At 41.5% G+C, this 24,768-nt stretch carries 23 protein-coding genes; 9 read left to right on the top strand and 14 right to left on the bottom strand.

Features of this window, described 5'->3' with window-relative positions; genetic code table 11:
- Positions 1 to 110 precede the first annotated feature (110 nt).
- Both ACRWQL_RS10790 and ACRWQL_RS10785 read right to left on the bottom strand, forming a co-directional pair.
- Positions 111 to 1,001: a dienelactone hydrolase family protein gene (locus ACRWQL_RS10790; RefSeq protein ID WP_434949893.1), complete on the bottom strand. Its 891-nt coding sequence runs from the start codon at positions 999 to 1,001 to the stop codon at positions 111 to 113.
- A gap of 106 nt (positions 1,002 to 1,107) precedes the next feature.
- A complete protein-coding gene (locus ACRWQL_RS10785) occupies positions 1,108 to 3,141 on the bottom strand; it encodes an EAL domain-containing protein (protein ID WP_434949891.1) in 2,034 nt (677 codons plus the stop codon).
- 131 nt (positions 3,142 to 3,272) lie between these two features.
- Between ACRWQL_RS10785 and ACRWQL_RS10780 the strand changes: the two genes are divergently transcribed.
- Together ACRWQL_RS10780 and ACRWQL_RS10775 are read left to right on the top strand one after the other, a co-directional pair.
- A complete protein-coding gene (locus ACRWQL_RS10780) occupies positions 3,273 to 3,884 on the top strand; it encodes a HutD/Ves family protein (protein WP_434949889.1) in 612 nt (203 codons plus the stop codon).
- 101 nt (positions 3,885 to 3,985) lie between these two features.
- Positions 3,986 to 4,492: an ACT domain-containing protein gene (locus ACRWQL_RS10775; RefSeq protein WP_434949887.1), complete on the top strand. Its 507-nt coding sequence runs from the start codon at positions 3,986 to 3,988 to the stop codon at positions 4,490 to 4,492.
- A 201-nt stretch (positions 4,493 to 4,693) separates the two neighbouring features.
- Here ACRWQL_RS10775 and ACRWQL_RS10770 read toward each other — a convergent pair whose 3' ends face one another.
- Positions 4,694 to 5,206 carry a DUF2937 family protein gene (locus ACRWQL_RS10770; RefSeq protein ID WP_434930924.1) on the bottom strand — a complete coding sequence of 171 codons (513 nt, stop codon included), beginning with the start codon at positions 5,204 to 5,206 and terminating at the stop codon, positions 4,694 to 4,696.
- A 165-nt stretch (positions 5,207 to 5,371) separates the two neighbouring features.
- Positions 5,372 to 6,565, bottom strand: coding sequence for a nitroreductase family protein (locus tag ACRWQL_RS10765; RefSeq protein ID WP_434949885.1), 1,194 nt, complete (start codon positions 6,563 to 6,565; stop codon positions 5,372 to 5,374).
- 107 nt (positions 6,566 to 6,672) lie between these two features.
- On the opposite strand from ACRWQL_RS10765, the gene ACRWQL_RS10760 reads away from it, so the two are divergent.
- The 4 genes from ACRWQL_RS10760 to ACRWQL_RS10745 all read left to right on the top strand — a co-directional run bounded on the left by ACRWQL_RS10760 (position 6,673) and on the right by ACRWQL_RS10745 (position 9,720).
- Entirely contained in the window at positions 6,673 to 7,233 is a 561-nt protein-coding gene (locus ACRWQL_RS10760; protein WP_434949883.1) for a TetR/AcrR family transcriptional regulator, read from the top strand.
- 568 nt (positions 7,234 to 7,801) lie between these two features.
- Complete coding sequence (locus tag ACRWQL_RS10755) at positions 7,802 to 8,821, top strand: DUF4382 domain-containing protein (RefSeq protein WP_434953364.1); 1,020 nt, start codon at positions 7,802 to 7,804, stop codon at positions 8,819 to 8,821.
- 189 nt (positions 8,822 to 9,010) lie between these two features.
- Complete coding sequence (locus ACRWQL_RS10750) at positions 9,011 to 9,508, top strand: DUF3429 domain-containing protein (protein WP_434949881.1); 498 nt, start codon at positions 9,011 to 9,013, stop codon at positions 9,506 to 9,508.
- On the top strand, positions 9,505 to 9,720 hold the full coding sequence (locus ACRWQL_RS10745) for a TIGR02450 family Trp-rich protein (protein WP_226412539.1): 216 nt from the start codon (positions 9,505 to 9,507) through the stop codon (positions 9,718 to 9,720). The genes ACRWQL_RS10750 and ACRWQL_RS10745 overlap by 4 nt, the downstream gene beginning before the upstream one ends.
- Before the next feature lie 128 nt (positions 9,721 to 9,848).
- On the opposite strand, the gene ACRWQL_RS10740 is transcribed toward ACRWQL_RS10745, so the two are convergent.
- Entirely contained in the window at positions 9,849 to 10,607 is a 759-nt protein-coding gene (locus ACRWQL_RS10740; protein ID WP_434939450.1) for a class I SAM-dependent methyltransferase, read from the bottom strand.
- Between the two features lie 155 nt (positions 10,608 to 10,762).
- Between ACRWQL_RS10740 and ACRWQL_RS10735 the strand changes: the two genes are divergently transcribed.
- Positions 10,763 to 11,605 carry a 23S rRNA (adenine(2030)-N(6))-methyltransferase RlmJ gene (locus tag ACRWQL_RS10735; RefSeq protein WP_434953363.1) on the top strand — a complete coding sequence of 281 codons (843 nt, stop codon included), beginning with the start codon at positions 10,763 to 10,765 and terminating at the stop codon, positions 11,603 to 11,605.
- A 90-nt stretch (positions 11,606 to 11,695) separates the two neighbouring features.
- On the opposite strand, the gene ACRWQL_RS10730 is transcribed toward ACRWQL_RS10735, so the two are convergent.
- The 4 genes from ACRWQL_RS10730 to ACRWQL_RS10715 all read right to left on the bottom strand — a co-directional run bounded on the left by ACRWQL_RS10730 (position 11,696) and on the right by ACRWQL_RS10715 (position 14,956).
- Positions 11,696 to 11,956, bottom strand: coding sequence for a hypothetical protein (locus ACRWQL_RS10730; protein WP_434949879.1), 261 nt, complete (start codon positions 11,954 to 11,956; stop codon positions 11,696 to 11,698).
- A 28-nt stretch (positions 11,957 to 11,984) separates the two neighbouring features.
- Positions 11,985 to 13,382 (bottom strand): M28 family peptidase, encoded by a 1,398-nt coding sequence (locus ACRWQL_RS10725; RefSeq protein ID WP_434949877.1) that lies wholly within the window; start codon positions 13,380 to 13,382, stop codon positions 11,985 to 11,987.
- A 117-nt stretch (positions 13,383 to 13,499) separates the two neighbouring features.
- Positions 13,500 to 14,432, bottom strand: coding sequence for a lytic transglycosylase domain-containing protein (locus ACRWQL_RS10720; protein WP_434949875.1), 933 nt, complete (start codon positions 14,430 to 14,432; stop codon positions 13,500 to 13,502).
- 5 nt (positions 14,433 to 14,437) lie between these two features.
- On the bottom strand, positions 14,438 to 14,956 hold the full coding sequence (locus tag ACRWQL_RS10715; protein ID WP_434949873.1) for a hypothetical protein: 519 nt from the start codon (positions 14,954 to 14,956) through the stop codon (positions 14,438 to 14,440).
- Between the two features lie 533 nt (positions 14,957 to 15,489).
- Between ACRWQL_RS10715 and ACRWQL_RS10710 the strand changes: the two genes are divergently transcribed.
- Positions 15,490 to 17,097 (top strand): AbgT family transporter, encoded by a 1,608-nt coding sequence (locus ACRWQL_RS10710; protein ID WP_434939453.1) that lies wholly within the window; start codon positions 15,490 to 15,492, stop codon positions 17,095 to 17,097.
- Positions 17,098 to 17,201: 104 nt separating this feature from the next.
- Here the strand turns inward: ACRWQL_RS10710 and ACRWQL_RS10705 are convergent, their stop codons facing one another.
- Positions 17,202 to 18,560, bottom strand: coding sequence for an isochorismate synthase (locus ACRWQL_RS10705; protein WP_434949871.1), 1,359 nt, complete (start codon positions 18,558 to 18,560; stop codon positions 17,202 to 17,204).
- 268 nt (positions 18,561 to 18,828) lie between these two features.
- Here ACRWQL_RS10705 and ACRWQL_RS10700 point away from each other — a divergent pair, with 268 nt between their 5' ends.
- Positions 18,829 to 20,022 carry an HD-GYP domain-containing protein gene (locus ACRWQL_RS10700; protein ID WP_434939455.1) on the top strand — a complete coding sequence of 398 codons (1,194 nt, stop codon included), beginning with the start codon at positions 18,829 to 18,831 and terminating at the stop codon, positions 20,020 to 20,022.
- Between the two features lie 22 nt (positions 20,023 to 20,044).
- Here ACRWQL_RS10700 and ACRWQL_RS10695 read toward each other — a convergent pair whose 3' ends face one another.
- The 4 genes from ACRWQL_RS10695 to ACRWQL_RS10680 are packed head-to-tail and all read right to left on the bottom strand — an operon-like array spanning position 20,045 to position 24,318.
- On the bottom strand, positions 20,045 to 20,479 hold the full coding sequence (locus ACRWQL_RS10695) for a group I truncated hemoglobin (RefSeq protein WP_434949869.1): 435 nt from the start codon (positions 20,477 to 20,479) through the stop codon (positions 20,045 to 20,047).
- A complete protein-coding gene (locus tag ACRWQL_RS10690; protein ID WP_434949868.1) occupies positions 20,476 to 21,327 on the bottom strand; it encodes a DUF3034 family protein in 852 nt (283 codons plus the stop codon). The genes ACRWQL_RS10695 and ACRWQL_RS10690 overlap by 4 nt, the downstream gene beginning before the upstream one ends.
- A gap of 23 nt (positions 21,328 to 21,350) precedes the next feature.
- Positions 21,351 to 23,648 (bottom strand): EAL domain-containing protein, encoded by a 2,298-nt coding sequence (locus ACRWQL_RS10685; RefSeq protein ID WP_434949866.1) that lies wholly within the window; start codon positions 23,646 to 23,648, stop codon positions 21,351 to 21,353.
- Positions 23,638 to 24,318, bottom strand: coding sequence for a methylamine utilization protein (locus ACRWQL_RS10680; protein ID WP_434949864.1), 681 nt, complete (start codon positions 24,316 to 24,318; stop codon positions 23,638 to 23,640). Before ACRWQL_RS10680 ends, ACRWQL_RS10685 begins: the two co-directional genes overlap by 11 nt.
- Positions 24,319 to 24,768: the final 450 nt, after the last annotated feature.

The following is a 24,768-nucleotide window of genomic DNA, read 5'->3' as shown; positions in this document are numbered from 1 at the left end:
TGTGAGCCTCTTTTTTATACATTAAAGCGATAGCTCAAACTAGGCTTAGTCAATAAAGGTATTCGCACCCGACAGCTATTCACATGTAGTTTGAAAACATGATTAATCACTTATGCTAAATGCTGAGTAAAAAATGCCAATGTTCTTTGCCATGCTAACTCAGCATTAGCTTCATCATAACGGCTAGTAGAATCATTATGAAAACCATGATTAGCATTTTTGTACATGTGCATTTGATAAGGTACATCAAAAGTTTTTAAATCTTGCTCATACTCAGGCCAAGACTGATTCACTCTTTCATCCAGCTCAGCTAATTGCATCATTAAAGGTGCCTTAATATTTTTGCGCAGCTCTTTGGGCGCTGGAGTACCATAAAAAGGCACCCCCGCCTGAATAAGCTCAGCATCAACAGCGGCGAGATAATTCACAATATAACCACCAAAGCAGAAACCAACAGCGCCTAACTTGCCATTACTGTTTAGATGAGCTTTTAAAAACTTGCCCGCAGCAACAAAGTCATGTTCAATTTTAGCGCGATCTAATGTTGCTTGCATCGCCCGCCCTTCATCATCATTCCCAGGGTATCCGCCTAACGAAAACAAAGCATCTGGGGCAAATGCAACAAAGCCCGCTTTGGCTAAACGTCTAGCCACGTCTTCAACATAAGGATTAAGGCCACGGTTTTCATGTACCACCAGCACCACGGGTAATAAACCCGTTTTATCTGTCGGCGTCACTAAATAACCGCGCCCTTTGCCATACCCTAACGGCGAATCAAAGATCTCATAAGTGGCTTTAATAGCAGCGTCATTAAAAGATACCTGCTCTGCTAAAGCATAATTGGGCAGTAAAGCTGACGTCAGCACGCTCATGGAATATCCCAACGCGACTAGCGAACCGAGCTTTTTGATGAACATGCGACGATCCATGCCCCCATGGGCATATTCGTCATACCAATCAAATGCTTGTTGTGGAATAGTATTTTTTAACGTTTCTGACATCTGAACTCCCTTAGATCATATATAACGTGACCGTTGTAATATTAACGGCATTCAACAATCGATAAATAGTCACTTCTTATGCTTATTTCTATGTTTAGTTTTATACTCACTCTGGCGGAAATTGATACGCCATAGCTTCATTTATTGGCATAGCTTTAGCAAAAAACCAACCTTGTACACAATACACTCCTGCTTGTCGTACAATCGCTAATTCAGCCTCGGTTTCAACGCCCTCAGCAACTAATTGATAACCTAATTCGGAACATAAAGCCGCCATATGCTTATATAACAGTAACCCGTCGGCAGAATCTGTCGCCAATAACATCGAGCGATCAAGTTTTATATCATTAGGGGATAACTTAATTAAACGTGATAAGTTAGAAAACCCTCGGCCAAAGTCATCAATGGCAACACTAAAACCTTTGCGCTGTAATTGCGCTAAATTCGCCCAAGCCTGGGGACTGTCATCTTTAAAACCAGACTCTAAAACCTCTAACTGTATCTGATGTGGATACAAACGATTGAGTTCATCTAATCCCTGTATAATTGAGGCTTCTAATAACGACAAAGGGTGAAGATTAATCGACACAAAAGGCCTAATACTATTTTCTGCCAGCTTTTTGAGGTCATGTTTAATTCTATTAACCACCCAAAAATCGATCATCGACACTAAATTATTGCGTTCAAGAATATCCATAAACCAGGGGCCAGAAATTTCACCCAGGTTATTTTCCAGTCTCAGCAGCGCCTCAAAGCCGATTACCTTACGCTGATTTATATCCACTTTAGGTTGGTAATATAAAATCAACTTACCATTGTCAATCTGGTGTAATACTTGATTCAATTCTGTAATATGAATAATTGAATCTCGCTGCTCAGTGCTGTATCGCGCTTCTGCATCTAATTGATGGATATCAGTAAATTTTAATTTATGACTGAGTTTTTCTATTAAGTTGGCATTATTGGCAAATCTGCTGGAAAACAACACAAATGGCAGATAAATAAACACATTCAACACAATTAAACAGGCCTGATATAGCACAGCCTTAATGTCACCACTGATTAACCAGCTGTTCAAAAACACCGGGGTCATCCAAGATATTTCTTGAGAGGTAAATTCAATGAAACCTAAACCAAGTACCCAATATGAAATAATAAAATTAACCGCTGGCGCCAAAATAAAGGGAATTAAGTAAACCGGATTAAACACAATCGGCAATGCGTACACGATTAGCTCACAGAAGTTAAACATGTTAAAAGGCAAAGACACTTTCATCAGCGTTAACTCTTGTAACGAACGACCACGCCACAAGGTTGCAATCACCAAAGACAATAAACAGCCTGAGCCCCCCACAATAACAAAGTTGTTGTAAAAACTGTTTAAAGATAAGCCCGCAACAAAAGATTCTGACATCAGCGCATTTGAAAAAAGACTTAAGTAAGTGTTATCACCATGCACCCCGATAAACCAAAGGCTATGTATGATTAACAACCGAATAAAGCCTTGCACCTCTAATGACAATCCAGTCACAAAGGTCACCAAATTGGCAGTCAAATCACCAATCAACAAATCCATAATCGGTAAAACTAAGTACAGCGTGAGGTACACTAAAAAGAAAGGCAGAATAAGATTTAAGTGCTTCATTAAAAATGAGCTTGCCACTGATGCTCTAACTAGCTTCAATCCATTAAAACCAAGAAAAAAACGCACTAAATACGGCACCAACAGTGGAATCACTATGGAGTAAAAGTTAGGCCAAACAGAGCTTAGCATATAGCCAGAATCACTTTTAATCAGATAATTACTGTGGGTAATAAAACATAAGCAAGCCAAAATACTGCCCACTATAGTGTTAACTCTTAAATTTTTAGAAAGGTGGTAACTTAGCGAAATCACAATTGCTAAAGGTGAGATGGCCATAATTAAGCTGTGACTTGTGTACAAAGCAGAAAAAACAGCTATTTTACCCGCAAAATCGGGCAATAAAGGCTGTAATCCGATCAGCATAAAAGCTAACGAAGAAATTACAAAAAAAGGAATAAGTGCAATAAAGCCTTCGCGCATAGACAGGATAAGCACGGTTTGATTCAAGCTCGCTAAACGTTGAAATCGGCGAGATTCGAAAAGAGATGTTAACAATAAGAATACTTAAATTTAACATGGCGATTTATTGATAATAACGCAGATTACTTATATTTCAATAGCAACTTGTACAGACAAAGATTTACGCCTATTTTGAAGCTCTACTCAAGCAACATAAGCCGACTAAAATGCTATTCAAATTCAGTCAATGCCAGGCAACACCGTGGAAAAATGGCTTAGGCAGTACATTTCAGCGCTATATTTGGCCCCTAGATGCTGATCTAGATAACTTTGATGTACGGATCAGCATGGCAAGAGTACAAACCAATGGACCTTTTTCAATATTTAAGGGTATCGATCGTCACTTATCACTACTTGAAGGTAACGGGTTAAGGCTAACTTTTACTGATAACTCTGCGACTAACAAGCCTTCAGCTAGCCGTCCTGCAATAGACTTAACCCAAACAAGTAGGCCTTATGCTTTTAAAGGCGAATGGTCTATTAACAGTGAACTGATTGGTTCACAGGTGTTAGATTTTAATGTCATGGTTCGTAGAGGGTCGTATCAGGCTAAGGTAACCCAATGCCAATTAACCACCGACTGTTTATCCACAATTCAGCGTGAAGGCGAATTAATCCTGTTATTTTTAAAAGATACTGAGTACCAAGATGAAGCCACTCAGAGTCATTCAATCGCTCAATATGATTTGTTAATAGTTTCAAGCGATATTATTAGCCATTGGCGTTTTAAACACGCAACTCCCGTTATCATCACCCGACTATTAAAGTGTGCAGGTTAACCCAAAAGTGCGCTTATTTGATGAAAATGTGTCGTTAACCACAGATTAGTTTGTGCACTATCGGTAACCTGAAGTAAGACGCAACAAACAGGGGAGCTTACATGAAACATAAATTTATCACTACAGTACTAGGGGCTTTACAACCCAACCTTTTACAGTCTTTAGCTCAGGTCAGCCGCGAAATGGGTGCCAGTTGGGAAACCACTAAAGTCATCAAGCTCGACGGTCAATTCACGGCTATGATGCGGGTTATGATAAGTACAGAACAAGAATTGATTTTTAAACAACATTTAGCACAAAAATTTCCTCAGCTAACCTTCGTTTATGCCGAATTCGAGCATGAAAACCTACCACTTTGCACCGAGTTTACCTTAACCTTAGACTGTAATGACCGAGCAGGATTAACCCACGATATAAATCAAATATTGTCTGAACTTGAAGCCAGTGTTGAACACCAAGAAAGTAACCGAGTACAAGTCACGTCTATTGGTAAAACCGTATACAGCGCCAAGCTCAACTTAAGGCTGCCAGAAAACGTTACCCAAGCATTGTTAATCACTCAACTTGAAACAATAGCCGACAATATTAGAATTAATATAGAGGACTAACACTGCCCACTACACGTTGTGCTACCTATAGTGATTGCATCGATTATGAGATGAAATCGGGTGTCAGTAATAGAAACTTTTCAGGCGAATAACATCGGCCCGAAGTGCATCATATGGGTTGAACAGTCATAACACTCGGGCCAAGTCAGGCCTAGGTAAGTTAACCATGTCATCTTGACACAGTAAGTTCAGAACAAAAGGTTAAGTTGACACAAATACCTTACGGCAACCCAAGTACAAAATCGATAATATAGATTCACATAGCACGGCAAATAACAGCCCTAGCAACATGCCAATAGCAATCGCCTCGGGCTTTAATAAAATCACATGGGAATAGTTTTTCCATACCTCAACTTGAATGTCATGTTGCGGTGCCAGAATAAGCTGTTGATAGGGGCTGTAACTGTGTAGGCGGAACTGAGTAAGCGCCTCGGTTAACAACACATAACGTTGATAAATAGACTCAATACTTTCACCACCAGCATTAACAACCGGATCATTGTTTTGCCGATAGTGGCTAATTAGCTTATTGAAGTCGCCACCAAAAAAGCGATCAGCATCGCGCTGAAATTCAGCCAAACTCAATTTAGCTTCTAATTGATGCGCCTCAAGACGTTGCCCATATTGATCAACAAAACCGGGAACCTGAATACCAATTAATACCCCACACACAAATAAAATGATCCGCAGGTAGTCCATTAAATATTTAATCATAATGCCTAAAATGTCGCCAAATACAAAGCATCACAATATCACTGATTATCTCACTAAGCACCTGGAATAAGTGGATATATATTTTGCCTAGCAAGCCATTATAAATCACTGATGTCGTTATATTGGCTCATTCAAATAAGCCAATATGCTAGTTTGTCGACTGACCTAACTAATATCGCTAACCCAACTAATATCATAGTGTGGCAGTTTTTCATGGCCGTGATCACTTTTGCCGTTTAGCTCTGTTTGCTGAATAAAGTGACCTTTCATTTCTAAGGCATCGATACCCATCTCCCAATTGCCGCACCAAATACCAATGGCTACGGCGGCGTAATAGCGCGATGAAGTCACGGCATAAAAATCAACCTGAAAACCCTCAGGTATCTGCTTTGCTACACATCGAGTGGTTTGGCCATTATAAGAGGATGGTGCCCATTGGCAGCTTTCAAAACAAGCAGCAAAGTCAGACCAAGGTTGTATTTTCATATCAAGCGGTTGTGACATTTCTGTATCGGCAAAAAATAACGCTGACCAAGGTAAACGCTTATGAAACTGTGCGTTGAATATGCGAATAAATAAAGGAATATACCCGCTTGGGTAACCCACCGCACACAGGCAAATAATGGCATCCTTATCTGCATTAAAACGATCTCCAAGATGCGATTTGACACTGACATGATCGGCCCCAGGACCAATCCAACAAGTACCCAGTCCCATTTTAGTCGCATCAATAACGATTTTTTGCAAGCTTCGGCCAATATCTAAAATCGCACTTCTATCGTATTCTGCTGGCGCAATAGCCACTAAAAAGTGACGAGCATTCACAACTGGCCACACGGTGATAGGTGCTTCCACCCATTCTAAACGAATAGGCACATTACCTAATTTGGGTGCATTCAAATGCGTGCTAACCGACTGTGCCAACCCCTGAGCATGCTCAGAGGTTAACTTGCGAATCTGGTAAGAGCGACATGAACGTCGCTGTTTTATTAAGGTAAACACATCCTCAGTTCTTGGCTTTGGTAGTGCTTCAGGAAAACGAATGTGAAATCGAGATGTAATCACATCAAACACAATAATGGTTAACAACAACAGTGGTAACACCAACAGCACATTGGCAAGGGTATTCAAACCCAATAAATATAATAACCCAACAAATATAAATAGCCCCAGCGTTGCAGGCACTAGCATCAAATACTGTAACCAACCGGTAAATTGCAGTTTCATCTTTTGCGCAACCGCGTGAATAAGCAGCCTGCGTAACCAAGGAATAGCGACTTTGTCGATGATCGCCTGCTCATTGGCACCAAGACTTTTATAAATAATGTCTGATTTTCTAGGTCTGGTTACTGCTGTCATGATTACGCCTCTATATGCAAGTGATCGCTTGCATTATGGCAGGGGTATTCTTTTTTGCAAGTACGTACTCGCATAATTTATACTGCCACCGATCTGCTGGAGGGCACATGCCAAAAAAAATTGATGAAGTAAAACTATTTGAAACCGTAATCCATGACTGGATGACCCATGGTTACGTGGGTACAACAACAAAAGCAATTGCCAAGATAGCAGGTATAAACGAGGCCACACTATTTCGCCGTTACGATAGTAAAGCGGGACTATTCGCAAGAGCTGTCGATCATCAGTTAGCTGACACACCTTTGGCTAACATTAAAATGACCGGAGTACTACTCGCTGATCTATCCTCGCTAGCGACGGCTTATGTTGCAACTTTTGAGGCCCATGGAGATGTGGTTTTTCGTACCTTGCAGGAAAGCCCCCGCCACCCAGAAGTCAAAGAGGCGATGACCAATTTACTCAGTAATATTCAAAAAATGATCCAACTCGTCGGTTTTCATCAGCAACAAGGCCACCTAAAAGATGAACACCCAATGCTGACACTGACATCATTCATTGGCCCTATCGCGACTTATCTGATGTTTAAACAATCTGGACTAAGAGATGATATTCCAGCATTTAATGTTGAGGCTCATTTAAGATTATTTCTTGAAGGCAGAGGAGTTTAAATAATCCTATGGGGCACACTAATATCATTTCGAAGCACATTGTCAGTGACTATTTCTACCTGTAGCCAGTCAGTAGCTTTTGCAAGAGCAACTTTGTTTCACATTAGTTAATTCGCATAAGATGCTATACATACCGTCATAAAAAGACTGCCCATGTGTTACCAGCACTAACAGGATTTTGGACAAAATGGGATTAGAAAGTGTATTTTTATGAAAATTGGCCTTGAACCAACGACTGGACTTTAATTATGTCCAGCAAACTATATAGATATTAGTCCACGTTTGGTCGATTAACTTAGCCCAATACTTCATGGGTTGCTTATTGCCTGCCGCAGGCCGATGTATAGATGTTCCAACGAGACGCGGTAAACACAATTCTATCCCCATGAGTTTAATAACAATAAAAAACTATCTATCTTTACGCCGCAATATATAGCTAAGTTATTGACATATTTCAAAATATTGACACTTGCAAATAGAATAATACTCGATACAGTAAGTTAACTTTTATGATCAGTTATACTGTTCCACACGACAACCTCACCCCCTAATTATAAGAAGGTCCATGATGAAAACAGCGAAAACCCTGATAGCGCTCTCCCTATCAAGCTTACTTGTCGCCTGTGGCGGCGGTGACGACACCCCAGCGGAGCAAATGGGAGTGTTTAGCTTAGGCGTGTCAGATAACCCAAGTGACGCTAAAGATGTGACTATCGCTTTTAATCAAGTGGTACTGAAAGGCAGTACTGGCAGTATTTCATTTAACGTGTCTGACGATGGGGCATTAAAACAAGTCAATCTACTCGAATTTCAAGGTACTGCAGTTGAAACCTTAGTGAGCGGCCAAAGTATTCCTGTTGGCGAATACCAAATGTGTATTTACATGCAAAGAAGTGAAACGCCCAATGCCGATAGCTCTTATGTTAAAACCATGGATGATAATCTCCATGGGTTAACAACCAACAGTAATGGCTCTTGTGGCGGTGTTGGTGCAGACGATACTGATACTGGGCGTTTATTTTTTAATAAGAAATTTACTATTGCAGCCGGTACCAACAGCTTTGTTGCTGAATTTGACTTAAATAGCGGCTTACAAGACCCTAAAGGAAATAAAGACTACTGGACCCTAAAGCCAGCATCAGTGCAGCTATATAACAATGCAGAAGTCGGCGCAATTAAAGGCAATATCCCATCAGAACTTGTGACACAGTGCGAAGCTGCTGCCGGTGGCAGTATCTTTAGCCATGCTGCCTATTTATATTCCGCTGCAACTGCGCTTGATAATATGAGCGATTTTAGAAGTGATGCCGTTGTGGCGCCAAAAATTGCGCCTATTGCAGCTGCAAGAGTGAACGATATTATGGATCAAAGTAACCAAGTCATTGGCCAAGGCTATGAATTTGGTTTCATCGTTGCTGGTAGCTACAGTGTGGGTTACACCTGTGTCGCTCAAAATGATGATCCTGATGCCAATAACAACCCAGACGATGTTGGGCTACCTTTCTTTATCCAAGCCGATATACAAGCAGTGACAGTAACCAATGGCACTGTAGCCGATGGCGATTTTGTTGTGGCGACTAGTCCATAATATTAATTAACTGGTTTGATGCCAGATAAAGTTGAATCACATACAAGGCATCCATAATGGATGCCTTTGAGTTAGGGTAGTTTTGCTGTCATTGCCCAGCCACTGCCTAAGTTGTGGCTGAATTTAAGCTGATCGACTTATGTAATATGCACGTATTGAATGATCAAATTTTTATGAGCAGAATCAACTATGCACTCAACCCATCATGTGACTCTAAGCTATTTAGGCTTATTACCTTTTTTGATTTTAACCGGCGGCTATTTTTTTAGCGAGACACCGTGGATACTGCAGGCTTTTGTTATTTATAGTGTCAGCATTTTAAGCTTTGTGGCAGGCAGTTTGTGGCAAGCTCCACTCAATATTCAAACAAAACAAGGCGCAAAACATCAGCAAAATAACGTTGACCAGTTAGAAGAGTCGACAGCTCGAAGCCAGTCGCTCACTCAGGCGTGGCTTGTCGTGCTGGTGACTTTACCTTTACCACTTGGGGTGTGGGTTAGTGTTGAATTTAGCTTACTGTGGTTAGCCGGCAGTTTTGTTTGGCTATTATTGCTGCAAAAGCGGTTACCAAGTTGGGCGTTATTAAGCAAAGAGTACCAACAAATGCGGGCCAAAATAACCTCGGTGGTATTGGTGTGTCATTTATTAATGTGGGCGCAATTGAGCCATTTAGGAGTGGTTGCATGAATCAAATCAATCCAAAAGCACTGCTTTTGAGCAAATGGACGGCAACGTCGCCAGTGAATCGAGAAAAACATTTTGCCGTGACCGCCGTTGAATTTGATGACGATAAAAAAGTCATTCGCTGCGTCATTCAAGCGGTTTACAACAATAATGAATATGAGATTAATTGGCGTGATTTAAAGCAGCCTTCCCAGTGGCGCCAAGGCTGGTGTTAAATCTGGCATTAGCATCATGGAATTGACTGTGTCTTCTGCGTTATTGCAAATGATCTTCAAAGAGTTACCTATTAGAACTACAGGAATGTCTTTATAAACCAATACTCTAGCGGTCACTTAAATAGTCGCTATTTCATTGCCGATCTCACATATACATCAAATCTATTTTTCTTAGTCTCAATGGCCATTGAGGGCTTAACACCATCTAAGTCTTCGGCGTAATCAGGGCGTTTGACTACCACGCGTTTAGTGGCTATTGATATTGCTGGTTTGAGTAAGCTGTCGGCATCTAAGTCTGCGCCCACTAGGGTTTGAAATACGCGCATTTCTTTTTTCACTTGGGCAGACTTTTCACGGTGCGGGTACATAGGGTCAAGGTAGACAACATCAATTTCTGTGCCGCTAGCTTTGGCTGCATCTGCTAATGCGGTAATACTCGAGCCATGAAACAAGCTCATGCGCTCCGTCATCCAATCGCCTATTTCAGCATCTTCATAGGCGCGGCGTAAACCATCTTCTAATAATGCTGCGACCACTGGATGACGCTCAACCATAATCACCTTACAGCCTAAACTGGCCAGTACAAATGCATCACGGCCTAAGCCTGCTGTACCGTCTACCACGGTTGGGGTGACACCTTGCTTAAGGCCGACGGCTTTAGCAATTGACTGACCACGGCCACCGCCAAACTTACGCCTATGGGCGACGGCACCCGTAACAAAATCGACCAGAATGCCGTCGAGTTTTGGCTCGTCACGTTTGTGTAAGGTTAATTGATTTTGCTCGAAACGCAGCTCAAAGGGTGCGCTTGGTTCATAGTGCAGTGACCATCGTTGGCAAATATCGACAAGGCTTGGGTATTGTTGATTGAAATAAATCGCGGTCACTGTATTGCCTACATTTAGGGTGAATAAGTCTATTATGCCAAAAGGCTACCGCAGTGAATACCTATACCGTGCTTAAGCTGATTGGTATTAGCCAAGATAAAACTTATAATGTGATTATCTTGCAGTCCACGCTGCTACTTTTTTTGGAATATCTCATGTTAAGTTACCGTCACGGTTATCACGCTGGCAATTATGCCGATGTACTAAAGCATTCAATGTTACTGCAAGTGCTTAAATTAATGCAGAAAAAAGATAAACCTTTTGCCTATATTGATACCCATGCTGGTGCGGGTGCTTATTCATTAACCGATGAGTTTGCTCAAAAGACCGGTGAATACTTAGAAGGTGTGGCCAAACTGTGGGAGGCCAGCAATCTGCCCGCTGCATTAGCAGATTACGTCGAAGCCGTTAAAGTATTTAACGCTGAATATGATCAGCTAACGGTTTACCCTGGCTCGCCCAGTTTTGTCGATGCCGAGTTACGTGAAAAAGACCGGATGCTATTACACGAGTTACACAGTACTGATCACGATTTATTAGCTGAATATTTTGTTAAAGATAGGCAAGTAAAAGTACTTAAAGGTGACGGTTTACAAGGTTTAATCGCTGCAGTGCCACCGCCAGAGCGCCGTGGGGTGATATTAATCGACCCGAGCTACGAGATTAAATCTGATTATATTGATGTTGCGGAATCTATCATTAAAGCCCATAAGCGATTTTCGACTGGGGTGTATATGTTGTGGTATCCGGTGGTTAAGCGTGAACAAACGGAATCTATGCTCAATTTACTTAAAAACAGCGGCATTAGAAATCAACTACGAGTAGAGCAAGCAATTAAACCTGACAGTAATGAATTTGGTATGACTGCGGCAGGGTTATGGATTATTAATCCGCCTTGGCAATTAGATGTGACCGCAAAAGAAACCCTTAACTACTTAGAGCGTCGTTTAGGCCATAGCGGTGGTAAAACCGTGGTGAAGCAAGAAGTGCCAGAATAGTTGGCTATATTATGATTTAGCACTTTATTAAAAAGCCCATGTAATTCAAATTACATGGGCTTTTTATTTAAGCATTCAATATTTACGCATTTAATCGCATTCATCATCGCCAAATAATGGTCGAAAAATAAATCCTACTATTGCCGTCGCACCACCCATAAAGGGATTAAATTCCTGTGGAACCTCTTTCTCGTAATCTGGCTCACCTGGCGTTTTATGCTGAGTCTGACTTTTGCTAGCTGTTGCACCATCTACAAAATCACAAGCCGCATTAACTCCTGAATTGGAGGTACACGCTGTCAGTAGTAAGCTAGATAACAATACACTCACAATTAAAATCCATTTTTTCATGTTTAATCCTTAATTGTAAAATTTCAGTTTAAAAAAACCTACCTGCCGACCCGGGAAACACCACAGGGCTAACATTACCATTCGCTGCGACACTTGCCACACCGAATAGATAATTATCTATGACCATATTTTTCAGCATAAATTCATTCACATTGCCTACATAACGACTATGGCTCCATTCTGGCACTGTGGTTAACCGCCAATAGACCCGGTATCCAACCACATCTTTATCCGCTGTTTTAGCCCAATTGAGTGTGGTGCTAGGAGACACTTGCCCTTTAATACTGACACCTGATGGCGGCGCGGGTGCCCACGCCATTGACGCTAAGCTAATGGCATTAAGTGCGGTTAATTTTGCAGTAAAATCAAAGTCGACGCCTTCAATAACATCACCATAGTTTATGCCATTTTCAGTGCGAATATCTTGATGCTGACGATCATAATGCTCGTTGGTTTCCATCACCCGCACGGCAGGGAAACCCGCTTTGTTGAACGGTAAATGATGTCCACCACGGCCAAAACGGTCAAGCCGATACACTAACATGACATCTAAATTGGTCATGTACTGATCAACTAACGCTTTAATCTTGCGCGCCAAATTGCGTGACGCAGAGTCATTCTCGCCGCCACTGAAGTAGCGCTCTTTGGCTTCATCAGTGGTTTCAACAAAACGCACTCCTTCAGAAAACACCCGTACAGTAGAGTTATTCACCACGCCATTAATACCGGCAATATTACCGATCATGTCATTATTCAATACCGCTTGTACTTGCCAGCCCTGACTTTTAGCGTAATTAGCTAAAATATCTCCGCCATATAGGCCCTGCTCTTCACCTGACAAGGCGGCATAGACGATAGTGCCGTTAAATTGATATTGCGATAACACCCTAGCCGCTTCAATTGCACCTGCAACGCCTGAGGCATTGTCATTGGCACCCGGTGAAACTGAGGTAGCATCTAATACGTCGGTGACTCGAGAATCGATATCGCCGCTCATCATCACCACACGCTTAGGGTCAGTTTTACCGCGCTGAATAGCGATGACATTAACCACTTCAGTAGAGTTAGCAATGCGTTTGCCTTGCACAGTGTCACTGACGGTTATGACTTCTAAGCAGCCACCACAGTCTTTTGAAATACGATTAAACTCGGCTTCAATCCAACGCCTTGCCGCGCCTATGCCTTGGGTATCCGATTGAGTTTCAGACAGGGTATGACGGGTACCAAAACCAACCAATTTTCGCACATCTTGCTCTAGCCGGCTGGCCTGTGGCGCGGTAGCTATGTCATATAAGCGCACATCTTCTTGGGATGGTGCCGCATTTATTGCAGGAGCTTGTACGGCAGCGTTTGCATAACCTGAGGAAGATAAGCACAGGGCAGCAATGGCAACCGATAAAGAGGTAATAACGGGTGAAAAAGTCATAAACATTCCTTTAAATTTTAGCCATATGATTAGGCAGGGTTATTTATTGGTATTTTCTGTTGTATTAATGCCGTTGATGGCCATTTGTTTAGCTGAACTTATGTTTTGTCAATCAACTCAGCTGGCCTTACGATAACGGCTGTATAAAATTTTTACCCGCTGCACGTATGCTTGGGTTTCAGGATATGGCGGTACACCATTGTATTGGGTAACCGTTGATGGACCTGAATTATAGGCCGCACAAGCCAGGTCTATGTCACCATTAAATCGTGCTAATAACAGTGCCAAATAACGACTGCCACCGTTTATATTTTGCTCTGCTTGAAAGGCATCTAACACTTGCATGTCTTTGGCCGTGCCTGGCATTAATTGCATTAACCCCATAGCACCAGCTTTAGACACCACATTACTTCTAAAAGCTGACTCGGCATGAATAACAGCTCTGATGAGTGCAGGCTCTAGTTTATATCGTGATGCAGCTACGGCGACAAAACTGGCATAATCTTGGGTGAATAATGGGGTTTTATACCAATCAATGGTTGAATCAGGACGGCATGCATAGCATTCAAACAGTAACACACGGTAGTTAGTATGGTCTGGCTCAGTGTCACTGAATGCGGTAATACCATCTTTTTCATATTGATAGACTTTACGTTTTTCAACACCTAAGTCGGATAAAATACCGTGTTCTGAATAACTGGCTTTAAGCTGTTTTTTAGCAGGCTTGCTTAAATCAGGTTTAGCGAGTGGATAACTATTGTCTAGCACCAGAGCTGATGTAATAGATTTATCCGCACCCTCTGCCCCTTGCGGAATAACAGCGAGCTCATTTAGGTCGGGAAACAAACTAAGATGCGCTTTATCTGCGGGTGTAGATTGAAGGTTGGGTTGATATACCGCTTTTATTACTGGTTTTTTTGTATTGTTTTCCGCAGTTTGATTGGCCAGTAACCCGGGACAAAAAACCAAGCTTGTCAGCACAATGCTGTGCAGTAACCGTTTTAGCTGTAACCGGTTTTCTATACTGCTTAACTGCAATATGCCACTCAACTCGATTAACCTACATCAGGTATGAGCTGGGGCATAACCGATACCTTGGCTAACTTGGCAACAATAGACCCCGGAAACATACCAACGCCTTGATTCAATTCAGTCACGGTTTGATTATAAAAATCAGCCACGTTTTGATAATCTAATTCTAATTGTAGATATTCATTCACCCGCTGCTCATCAAGAGCATCGCCATGCAAAGCTGAAAACAAGCCTTTCTGCAGCATATCCATTTCAGACCAGACAGCTAAAGTAGTCGGTAAATGATCATCAATGCCCTGCGACCACAAGCTATTATCAGCTAGGGCGCGCAACTGCTGCCACTGATCAGCTTGCGCTTCATCCAAAGGTTGATGTTGTAAACTAACATCAGATAACTGGCTTAATAAAACTAAGCGAGCATCAATTTTTTGATTCAAAACAATCAGAGAATCAATCGCTGATTGACGTTTTTTGACTAGACTGGCGTACCATAGGTAGCAGAGAATAACAGCCAAGCTTACACTCAGCAGCAATGCTTGCATGATATTTTCCTTAATGATGATTTTTCTAATTCTTATCTAGCATAATAAGCATAATTTACTTTATATTTCACTTAAATCTCAGCGAAGTCACAACTATATTTATTACATCACAATGGCTAACAGTAACATTTGGTTGACAAAACAAACAATTTTATTGCATCTAACTCAATATCGTGACGAATTAAGTCATTAAACAGCCACGCTAAATGACAAGTTTAAAAATAAAATACAAAAACATTAAAATCAGCCACTTAAACATAAATTACGGTGAGTAATTTTTAACCCACATCACAATAAATACTCTCTTATCATACAACAAATCCACTATAAAACGCTTACTTTTACCCGTTAAAGCAGTCATTTTTACTCAAACCTAATTAACTCATAAATATAAATTAATTTTCAATTAACTCTGCCCCTGTAAGCTAATAAGTTGGCAAAGCTATATCAACTATCCTGACGACCATGCTCACATCAATACACAAATGTATTAATGGCGATGAGGAAAAAGCCTAAATAAATCAAGGAACCACATGAGTCAATCAAACCAACCAAAGACTAAATCGCCTCAAACAGCCTCTGACATAGCCTCGTCCGGTGCCTTTGTACGATTTTTAAACATAGTAGAAAGACTCGGTAACTTATTACCCCACCCAATCACTTTATTCGCCATGTTCTGTGTCGCTGTGGTAGTGATAAGCGGTATTGCGGGTTACTTTGAATTGTCGGTTGTTGACCCTAGACCAGAAGGCACCTCAGGCAGAAGTCCTGATGGTTTAATTCACGTAGTGAGCTTACTCAGCGCAGAAGGCTTACAACGTATTGTGTCAGGCTTAGTGACTAACTTTACCGGTTTTACACCATTGGGTACGGTACTGGTGGCATTACTGGGCGTAGGTATTGCCGAACGTTCTGGTTTGTTATCAGCGGCAATGCGCTTATTAGTAATGGGATCATCAAAGCGCTTAGTCACTTACACTATTGTATTTGCAGGCATTATATCTAACACAGCGGCTGAGCTAGGCTATGTTGTCCTCATTCCTATGGCTGCAATGATATTCCATTCATTGGGCCGCCATCCTCTGGCGGGGCTAGCAGCGGCCTTTGCTGGTGTATCTGGCGGCTATAGTGCCAATCTTTTATTGGGTACTGTTGACCCTCTATTGTCAGGTATTACTGAAGCCGCAGCGCAAATGATCGACCCTGAATACACTGTTGGCCCTGAGGTTAACTGGTACTTTATGTTTGCCTCCACGTTTTTGATTACCTTGCTAGGTGGCCTGGTAACTGAAAAAATTGTTGAACCTAAATTAGGTAAATATGACCCAAGTGAAGCTGGCGACTTAGATGACCAACCCATGGAGAACGTTAGTGATATTGAAAAGCGTGGCTTAAAAATGGCAGCCTTTGCTGCTGTCGCATTTTCTGCTTTATTAGCATTGACTATTATTCCTGAAAATGGGCCATTACGTCACCCTGAAACGGGACTCGTGGCTGGCTCACCTTTCTTGAAAGGAATTGTGGCATTTATCTTTATCGGCTTTGCTATTCCAGGTTTAGTGTACGGTAAAGTCGTTGGCACCATGAAGAAGGATGTCGATGTCATCAATGCCATGTCACACAGTATGAGTACTATGGGCATGTACATAGTATTAGTCTTTTTTGCTGCTCAGTTTGTGGCGTTTTTTAATTGGACAAACTTAGGTGCGGTATTGGCTGTAGGTGGTGCGCAGGCATTAAATACCATTGGCTTAACAGGACCATTAGTATTTGTGTTATTTATTATGCTGTGTGGCGTGATCAACCTTATGCTAGGCAGTGCTTCGGCACAATGGGCTGTTACTGCGCCAATTTTTGTACCCATGCTAATGCTCGTTGGTTATGCTCCTGAAACCATCCAAGCGGCATATCGAATTGGTGATTCAGTCACTAACCTTATCACTCCGATGATGAGCTACTTTGGACTTATTTTGGCGGTAGCTTGCCGTTATAAGAAAGATTTGGGGATCGGCACTTTAATTGCCACTATGCTGCCCTACAGTATCGTGTTCTTTATTGGCTGGACTATGTTCTTCTTCCTGTGGGTATTTGTATTAGGCATTCCAGTCGGCCCCAATGCTGCCACTTATTACACGCCGTAATAAATAACAGCATGGCACAATAATAAAAAACGCATCTGTGTAAGATGCGTTTTTTATTGGATGCGAGCAAATCAATGGGTGATCCGCTCGCGTTCAAACAGCCATTAAAAATCGATTAATATCGATAAAACCGTCTCCAGTTTATTCTCTAATTCTTGCCATTCTGCATCTGGGTCGGACCCTGCGACTATGCCCGCGCCAGCAAATAAGGTAATTCGACGTGGCTCAATCAATGCACTGCGAATAGCGACTGAAAACTCAGATTCATAATGATTAAAATAGCCACAAGCTCCGGCATACCAACCGCGGGTGTAACCTTCACGCTGACGAATAAAGTTCAGTGCACTGTGGCGAGGCAACCCTCCTACCGCAGGAGTTGGGTGCAGCGCGCGTAATAGGTCAAAATCATTCACCCCAGCTTTTAACTCTGCTCGAATTGCGCGGTGTAAATGCTGAATATGGGTTAATTTAAATATTTTAGCTTGCTCGTCAGCGCCAACATACTGACTAAGTGGTTTTAATTCACCCACGATATGCTGCCTAACCAGCTGGTTTTCATGACTGTTTTTAGCATCGTCTAATAACTGCTGCGCTAAAAAGTCATCTTCTTCCTGATTTAAACCTCGGGTCGTTGTGCCTGCTAGGGCTTCTGTAAATAACTCATTTTGGCGACGCAAATATAACCGTTCTGGTGAACATGATATAAATGTCCTTTCAGGACTAAATTGAAACCCAAACTGGAAGCTATTAGGATTACGCCCCTGCCAGCAAGCCAGTACAGTCCAGGGGTCAAGTGACTCAGCTATATCAATTTGTGTTTGTCGCGACAGCACAACTTTAGGGGTAGTTTGATTAAAATTATCTTGAGTCACTTGCTCAACTAACTCGCGCCACCGCTCTTGATTCGGTAAGTCACTGCGACTCATTAGTTGTGTTTTATTAGGCGGTGAAAGCGGTTTAGGCCGCTCTATTTTAGAGATTAAATCAAGCGCTTTTTGGCACTCTAACTCTCGATCTTGGCCATCGAAGTTTAAATTAAGTAAGATTTTTATTTTATGACCACTTCGTCTTAATTCTATACGAGGCAGAACAAACCGAACCCGTCCAAAGTCAGCCCAGCAGTCAACCGTACGGTCAAATGCTACCCCACCGTAGTAACGTAAGTCTTGGCTTGCGCCCTTACTCCGCTGTGCCTGGTAGTCTGCGGATAGTTGATGATCATCCACTTGGTCTTGATAATAGAATTGTTTACACATCCCAATAGCGGCAACTTCTTCTGCCTTGTCACGGCCATGCCAATAGATACGTGGATACTGAGTTTGTGCACTCAACCAAGATAATAACGGAACTGCTGGTGCTTCTACAGATAGTTGTACAATCGGCACGATATTAGGCGCCTGCATAACTTGGACAAGTTTTTGCTTTAAGTCATTAAATTGTGAACTAAAAAAGTGACCAGACAATACCGACTCCTATTTATGCTGATAATTTAGATAAAGTTAATCAACCAAAGATTCAGTGTCAATCGTCAACTCTGCACGCTGTGATCTATAATTAATTAATATGCTAATATTGCAGAATGATGGTGTAAACTATTGCGCATGCTGTAACGTAAATCTTTAAGGTTTTTAACATTGACCCCAAGGAAGGCTCAACATTAAGCAGGCCAATATCACTTTAACTATTATATAAATTGTTAAGTGCATTTTTGACCTTGAGGGCGCTTGTCAAATGAGTGATTCAATAGAATCTTCAAACACTGTAAAAATTCCAGTCGCCAAACTAAACCTCGGTATGTTTGTGACGGCTATCGATCATAACAACAGCACTGTAGAAATTGCCAATGCCGGCCAAATAAAAAGCCGTGACGCTATTACAAAATTAGCTAACAGCAATATTAAATTTGTATGGGTAGATATTGACCGCTCATCAGACAGTTGCGGTCTAAAAAAAGTGCCTCCACAGCAAGTGCCTGGTAAACCACTGGCAAGAAAAGCCACTATTAGCCGTGATGCGCAACAAGTTCACGCCAAAAAACTTCTCAATGAAGCGAAAGGGTTAATCAAAAAAGTATTATCTGAAACCTTTGAAGGTAAAGCCGTTGAGGTTGGTCCTTTTGAAGCCGTTGCCGATAAAATGATTGAATCTGTGATGGATGATGCTGACGCCTTTAAATGTATTTCAGCGCTGCGGACCAAAGATGCTTATTTGCTGGAACACTCAATCAATGTCGCATTTCTATTAGTGACTTTCGGTAAACACCTCAAACTAGATATCGACACCCTGCGCCATATGGCTGTTGGTGGTATTTTGCATGATATTGGCAAGGTAAAAGTCGATAATAAAATTTTGCATAAACCCGGAAAACTGACACCGGAAGAGTTTGAGCATATGAAACTGCATCAAGTGTATGCGGTTGAAATTATGGAAGACACCAAGGGTTTGTCGCAGATCAGTAAAGACGTATGCTTAATGCATCACGAAAAGCTAGATGGCCGGGGCTACCCGAAAGGTTTGAAAGGGGATGAACTTCCAATACATGGGCGAATGAGTTGTATTGTCGATATTTTTGACGCGCTAACTGCAGCACGTTGTTACAAAGAAGCCATGAGTCCGGCTGCTGCATTTAAAATCTTAATCAGCTTAACGCCCTTCCACTTAGATCAATCATTGGTTTACGAGTTTATCCGCTGTATTGGGATTTATCCTGTGGGATCACTGGTACAACTGTCAGATGAACGTGTCGGTATCGTCTGGGAAGCTAAAAACCGTGATGCATTACACCCTATAGTGAAATGTTTCTACTCGTTAAAACACAAACGCTATACCGATGTCACTATGGTGGATTTGCTAAAAGCTGACATTAACATTGAACGCGGTATCTCCCCAAGCGCACTAGATGTAGACCCTGCACCATTTTATTAATTCTTGATATCAATACATCATATTAATGGTAAGTAATGTCCCCATACATGGGGGCAAGCTTAGCGAGTAAAGCATTGCGGGTTTGTATCGGAATATCGTTCTGCTGCATTGCTTTGGTTAAATGGCCGACAACAGCGTCAAAGTCAGCCTGGCTAATGTTCAACCCCTGATGCGCATTAAACATGCTCTCGCCTTGGTAGTCACACCCGCCCCCGGACACAACACATAAATGTTCGACTAATCTTTGCCTGAAAACACTAATATCCGTTTCACGAAAGTGATCAACTATGCGTTCATCTTGTGAAATAAGCTTTAAAAAATCATCGGCAATTAACTCAAGACCGTGATAACCGCCAAGGCGTTGGTAAAGCAGGTTTGTAGATGGTTTAGTAATAGAACAGCCTAAACATATCACTAACAAAACACTGCTAATCAGCATAATACCAATGTGTCTCATAACGCCCCCTCAACTGAGAGATACCAGCCTTTTTGTTGCTCAAAACCCGCAATATCACCTAAATCGGCATAAGCGGCTGTTACTGAAAAATGTTTATTCACAAACCATGCTAAAAAAATATCTTGCCAGTCGTCTTCTTTAGCAAAATCCAACTGATTGGGTTTCTGGCGATACTCGTAACCTAGGGCAAGATCATCGCGTAATAAAACAGCTACCGAGCCCTCTAACATCAACTGATAGTCATTTGAATTCACACTACCAAAACCCAGTAAACCAATTTGATTCGCCTTAGTGGCTCGCACCGTAGCATTAAGTAATAAATTACGACCCGCTATCGCATCTAAAATCACCTTGCTAGAGGCTAAATAAATATCTAAACCTGAATCATCTTGCGCACCTACCGCGCTGGGCAAACCAAAATCGTCAACTTTTTTATACTGCATACCCACACTGATTTGTGGCATGGAACTATAAAGTAACTCGCCTGCAAGTTTATATTTTATCCCTAAAATATCTTGTCCAAGTTCACCACCTAATGAATCTAAACTAAATGTTTGTTTGGCTATGCTAAGTTCAAATTGATTATCATAACTGACGGATGCGCCCACAACATTAAGGGTAAAGTCATCAACTGCAACCTGAGTAGCCATTGCGGTTGCCGCCCACTCACCACTACTGCCATAACCGTTAATCACTGCCCAGGGAACAATACCGCCACCAGCTGATCCCTCAATTTCACTGGCGCCACCCGTGGCAATAATTCTGCTCGATTCAGCATAACTATTGGGGATGAAAATCACACAGATAGATAAAGTTGCGGCAGATATGGCCTGTAAAATACGTTGCATGTTAAATTCCCACGCTATTAGAGTTAAGCTGTCGTGCGATTAAATTCACTCACCCAAACCTGCAACTCAGCAGCTTTGATGGGCTTAGAAAACACATAGCCTTGGATAATATCACAGTCCATTTGCTTTAAAATATCAATCCCTAATGGGGTTTCAACACCTTCGGCGACCACAGACAAAGCCAGGCCTTTAATCAATTTAATGCTGGTTTCAACTATCATATGGTCAGTCGCGTTATGATGAATGTCTTTGATAAAACTGCGATCTATTTTCACTTCATTAACGGGTAACATTTTTAAATAAGCTAATGACGAGTGACCTGTCCCAAAATCATCAATCGCAATATGAAAGCCGTGTTGTTTAAATTGGTTAAGCACCTTAATGGTAGTTTCTGTGTCTGTCATTACCGCACCTTCAGTAACTTCAATAGCTATCGCGTTAATAGGTAAATTAACATCATGTAACTGCTGCGCTAATCGAGCTGGCAATGACTCATCCATTAAGTCATGTGCCGATAAATTAATCGCCACAGAAATAGCTAACCCTTGTTGATGCCAAATGTGCGCCTGACGGATAGCTTCAGCCATAACCCATTCACTAATAATCGAAATGTTACCTGAGTTCTCGGCAAGTAGGATAAATTCGTCTGGAGGAACAAAGCCCAAATCTGGATGCTGCCAGCGAATTAATGCTTCAACAGCATGACAAGTATTAAGTTGAATATTCACCTTAGGCTGATATACCAAATGCAATTGTCCTTGAATTAATGCTTGCGGTAAATCCCGCACCAATGACAACTCGCGTTGATATTTATCATCATCACCTTCTTGATAAACATACGAATCATCGGCTTGAACACAGGCATCGTTCAAGGCTATCTCAAGGTGTCTAAAGAGAGTGTCTATATGTTGATACAAGCCATTCAACTGCACAATGCCAGTTCTAATTGATAACGTTATTTTTGACCCTGCAACATCAAATGGCATAACCACACCATGTAAATACTGGCTAATCTCAGCTTTATTTGCCGGTTGTTGTAACAACAATAAAAAGGCATCGCCGTCTAACCTTGCAACAAGGGATACATCGATAGACAAGCGGCTTAACCGTTCAGAAAAACTGACTAACAGCTGATCACCATTAGCAAAACCAATAATGTCATTCACTTGCCTGAAATGCTTAATATCAATCAATAACAAGGTACCAGTTAAGCCAATAATTTTATGTTTGATGTGTTTTTCGGCGGCAAAACGATTAAACAAACCCGTTAAGGGGTCGTGTTCTGATTGATATAAAAAGTCTTGTTCACGCTGCTCAATATTACTGCGCATTGTGGACAAGGTATCTGCAAGAGCCTGCAATTCTGCAGGGGCGCCGTAAATTTTAGTAGGATTTTCACCCTGGCCCACTTTTTTAGCGAAATTAACCAAAGCATCTATCGGTTTAGTTAATCCATTGGTGACCCACATGGCCACAATAAAGGCCAATAAAGAAGTGAATGCAAATATCAGCAGCATGTTGTTACGCAGTTGCTGATAATTGAGTTGCCAGCGCTGATTAGACTGATGCAATACGACCCATTGCGCATCACTTTGCGGATCTAACTGAATAGCCTGGGACAAATAGTTATCAGGATAGTGCTCTTGTGGGTGAAGGGTAGCATCGGCAAAACTGAATGAGATATCACTTAAGTGTTGAATCAATTCTGGTGCTAAAGTAGAAATAATTTCAACAGGTATTGATGTTGAGTTAATAAAACTCACATCGATACCTGTCATCGCCTTAGCTTGTTGAGCCACATTTTCATCGAGTAAAAAGCCCATACCAACCCAGGCAATTAATGTTGGCGCTTTTACTGGCTGAAACACAAATTGATAGTTAGCGTGATTAACATTTAACATCACAAAGTCGTTATCTTCACTTTTATGCTTGGTAAATAAGCTAGCAACATCGTTGGCTGATAAACCTGTCAAACTAGACGATAACAACTGCCCCTGCGGTGAAAGTAATATGGCCGCATTAGCATTAATACGTTTACCGTGATTCGATAAAACCGAAGAAATGGTCTCTTGCTCTTTAGTTGCAACAGCACGTTTAAAGCCAAAGTCAGCACTCAATAATGACAAACTCTGATTCAACTGTTCACTGCGGTTAGCCAAAATATCGCTAAAAACGTTAATACCGACACTTAATCGCTGTATTTGCTGTTGCCGACTGGCATTTTGAGTCGCATTCAACACAAATACTGCCGTTAACAGTTGCACCACTGTCAGTACCACTAAAAAGACCAAAATCAATCTATGTCGAAAACTATTGCGCATTGGCTAACTCAATTTGAGTTGACTGACGGGTTGCAGCAAACCCTGCTGGGGGGGATGTTGGCTTGTCCTGATGTTCTATATCAAGATGTAGCTCTAGCGTTTTTTGGGGTTCGCCGGTTAATACCATTAGTGCTACTGCCACGGAAGTTTTCTGCCACGGGTGCCATACGTTAACGTTATATTTTCCTGGGGTTAAATCATTAAAGCTCACACGACCTTTATTATCGCTGACACCGTAAAGTGGACTTTGGGCGACATAAATAAAGGCCTGCATATAATCATGAATATTACAGCCTATCGCCACAATACCTGGCTGTTCAAATTCGATTGGCTCTTCTGCTTTTCCGACATATAACTTTAATTCAAACGGTTTTGCGGCTGAAAATGAATACACATGGTGCCGGGTACGATCAAAGTTAGGAAAATTGACTTTATCGCCTTGTTGAACGGCCAGTACAAAAGGCTGGAATATTCGATTCTGCTGCTTCATTTCATGATTGTTAATGGTTGATGCTGACATACTATGTTCAGGGATCAACTCCACCACAGCATCACTGATTGAAGCACCTTGAAGGTCACTCACATCAACATCTAAGATAGTCGCTGACGCGCCAACAGATAAGGTAAAAAAGGTTAACAATATCAGCACCCGTAATCGAAAAATCAGCATTTACATCTCTTCTTGGTTGATGACACATTTGCAGTAAGTTTAGCTTAACCCTTTGCATAAATGCATAATATTACTCAGCTCACTATGTAACTAAGTATGATCAATATAACCAACTTCTTACCAATATAACTAATAACATAATTTACGCTGTTTGGGTTTATCAATTCCCGTAAACAAGTGTTAAGTGCGTAAACATTACACTTAAACATTCATTAAAAAGCCTATGCGAGTAAAACTGGCCACATCTACGGTGCTTGCTATCGTCTGGCACAATTACCCCGAGGTGACGCTCGGTATTTGACCCATCATTTAGTAGCATGTTTAACTCAGCTAACCCAGTCACGACAAAATGGTAACCAATCAGTTATGAGATAGTTAAAATTGATATTGGCACCAACAAAGTCATTACCTCGATAATATAATCCGCTTTTATCATTATATTGGAGGGGA

This window comes from Shewanella sp. HL-SH4 (assembly GCF_051164845.1).
Lineage (GTDB): Bacteria > Pseudomonadota > Gammaproteobacteria > Enterobacterales > Shewanellaceae > Shewanella > Shewanella glacialimarina.
Note: the sequence above shows the minus strand (reverse complement) of the source record. Positions and strands in the feature narration are given on the sequence as shown.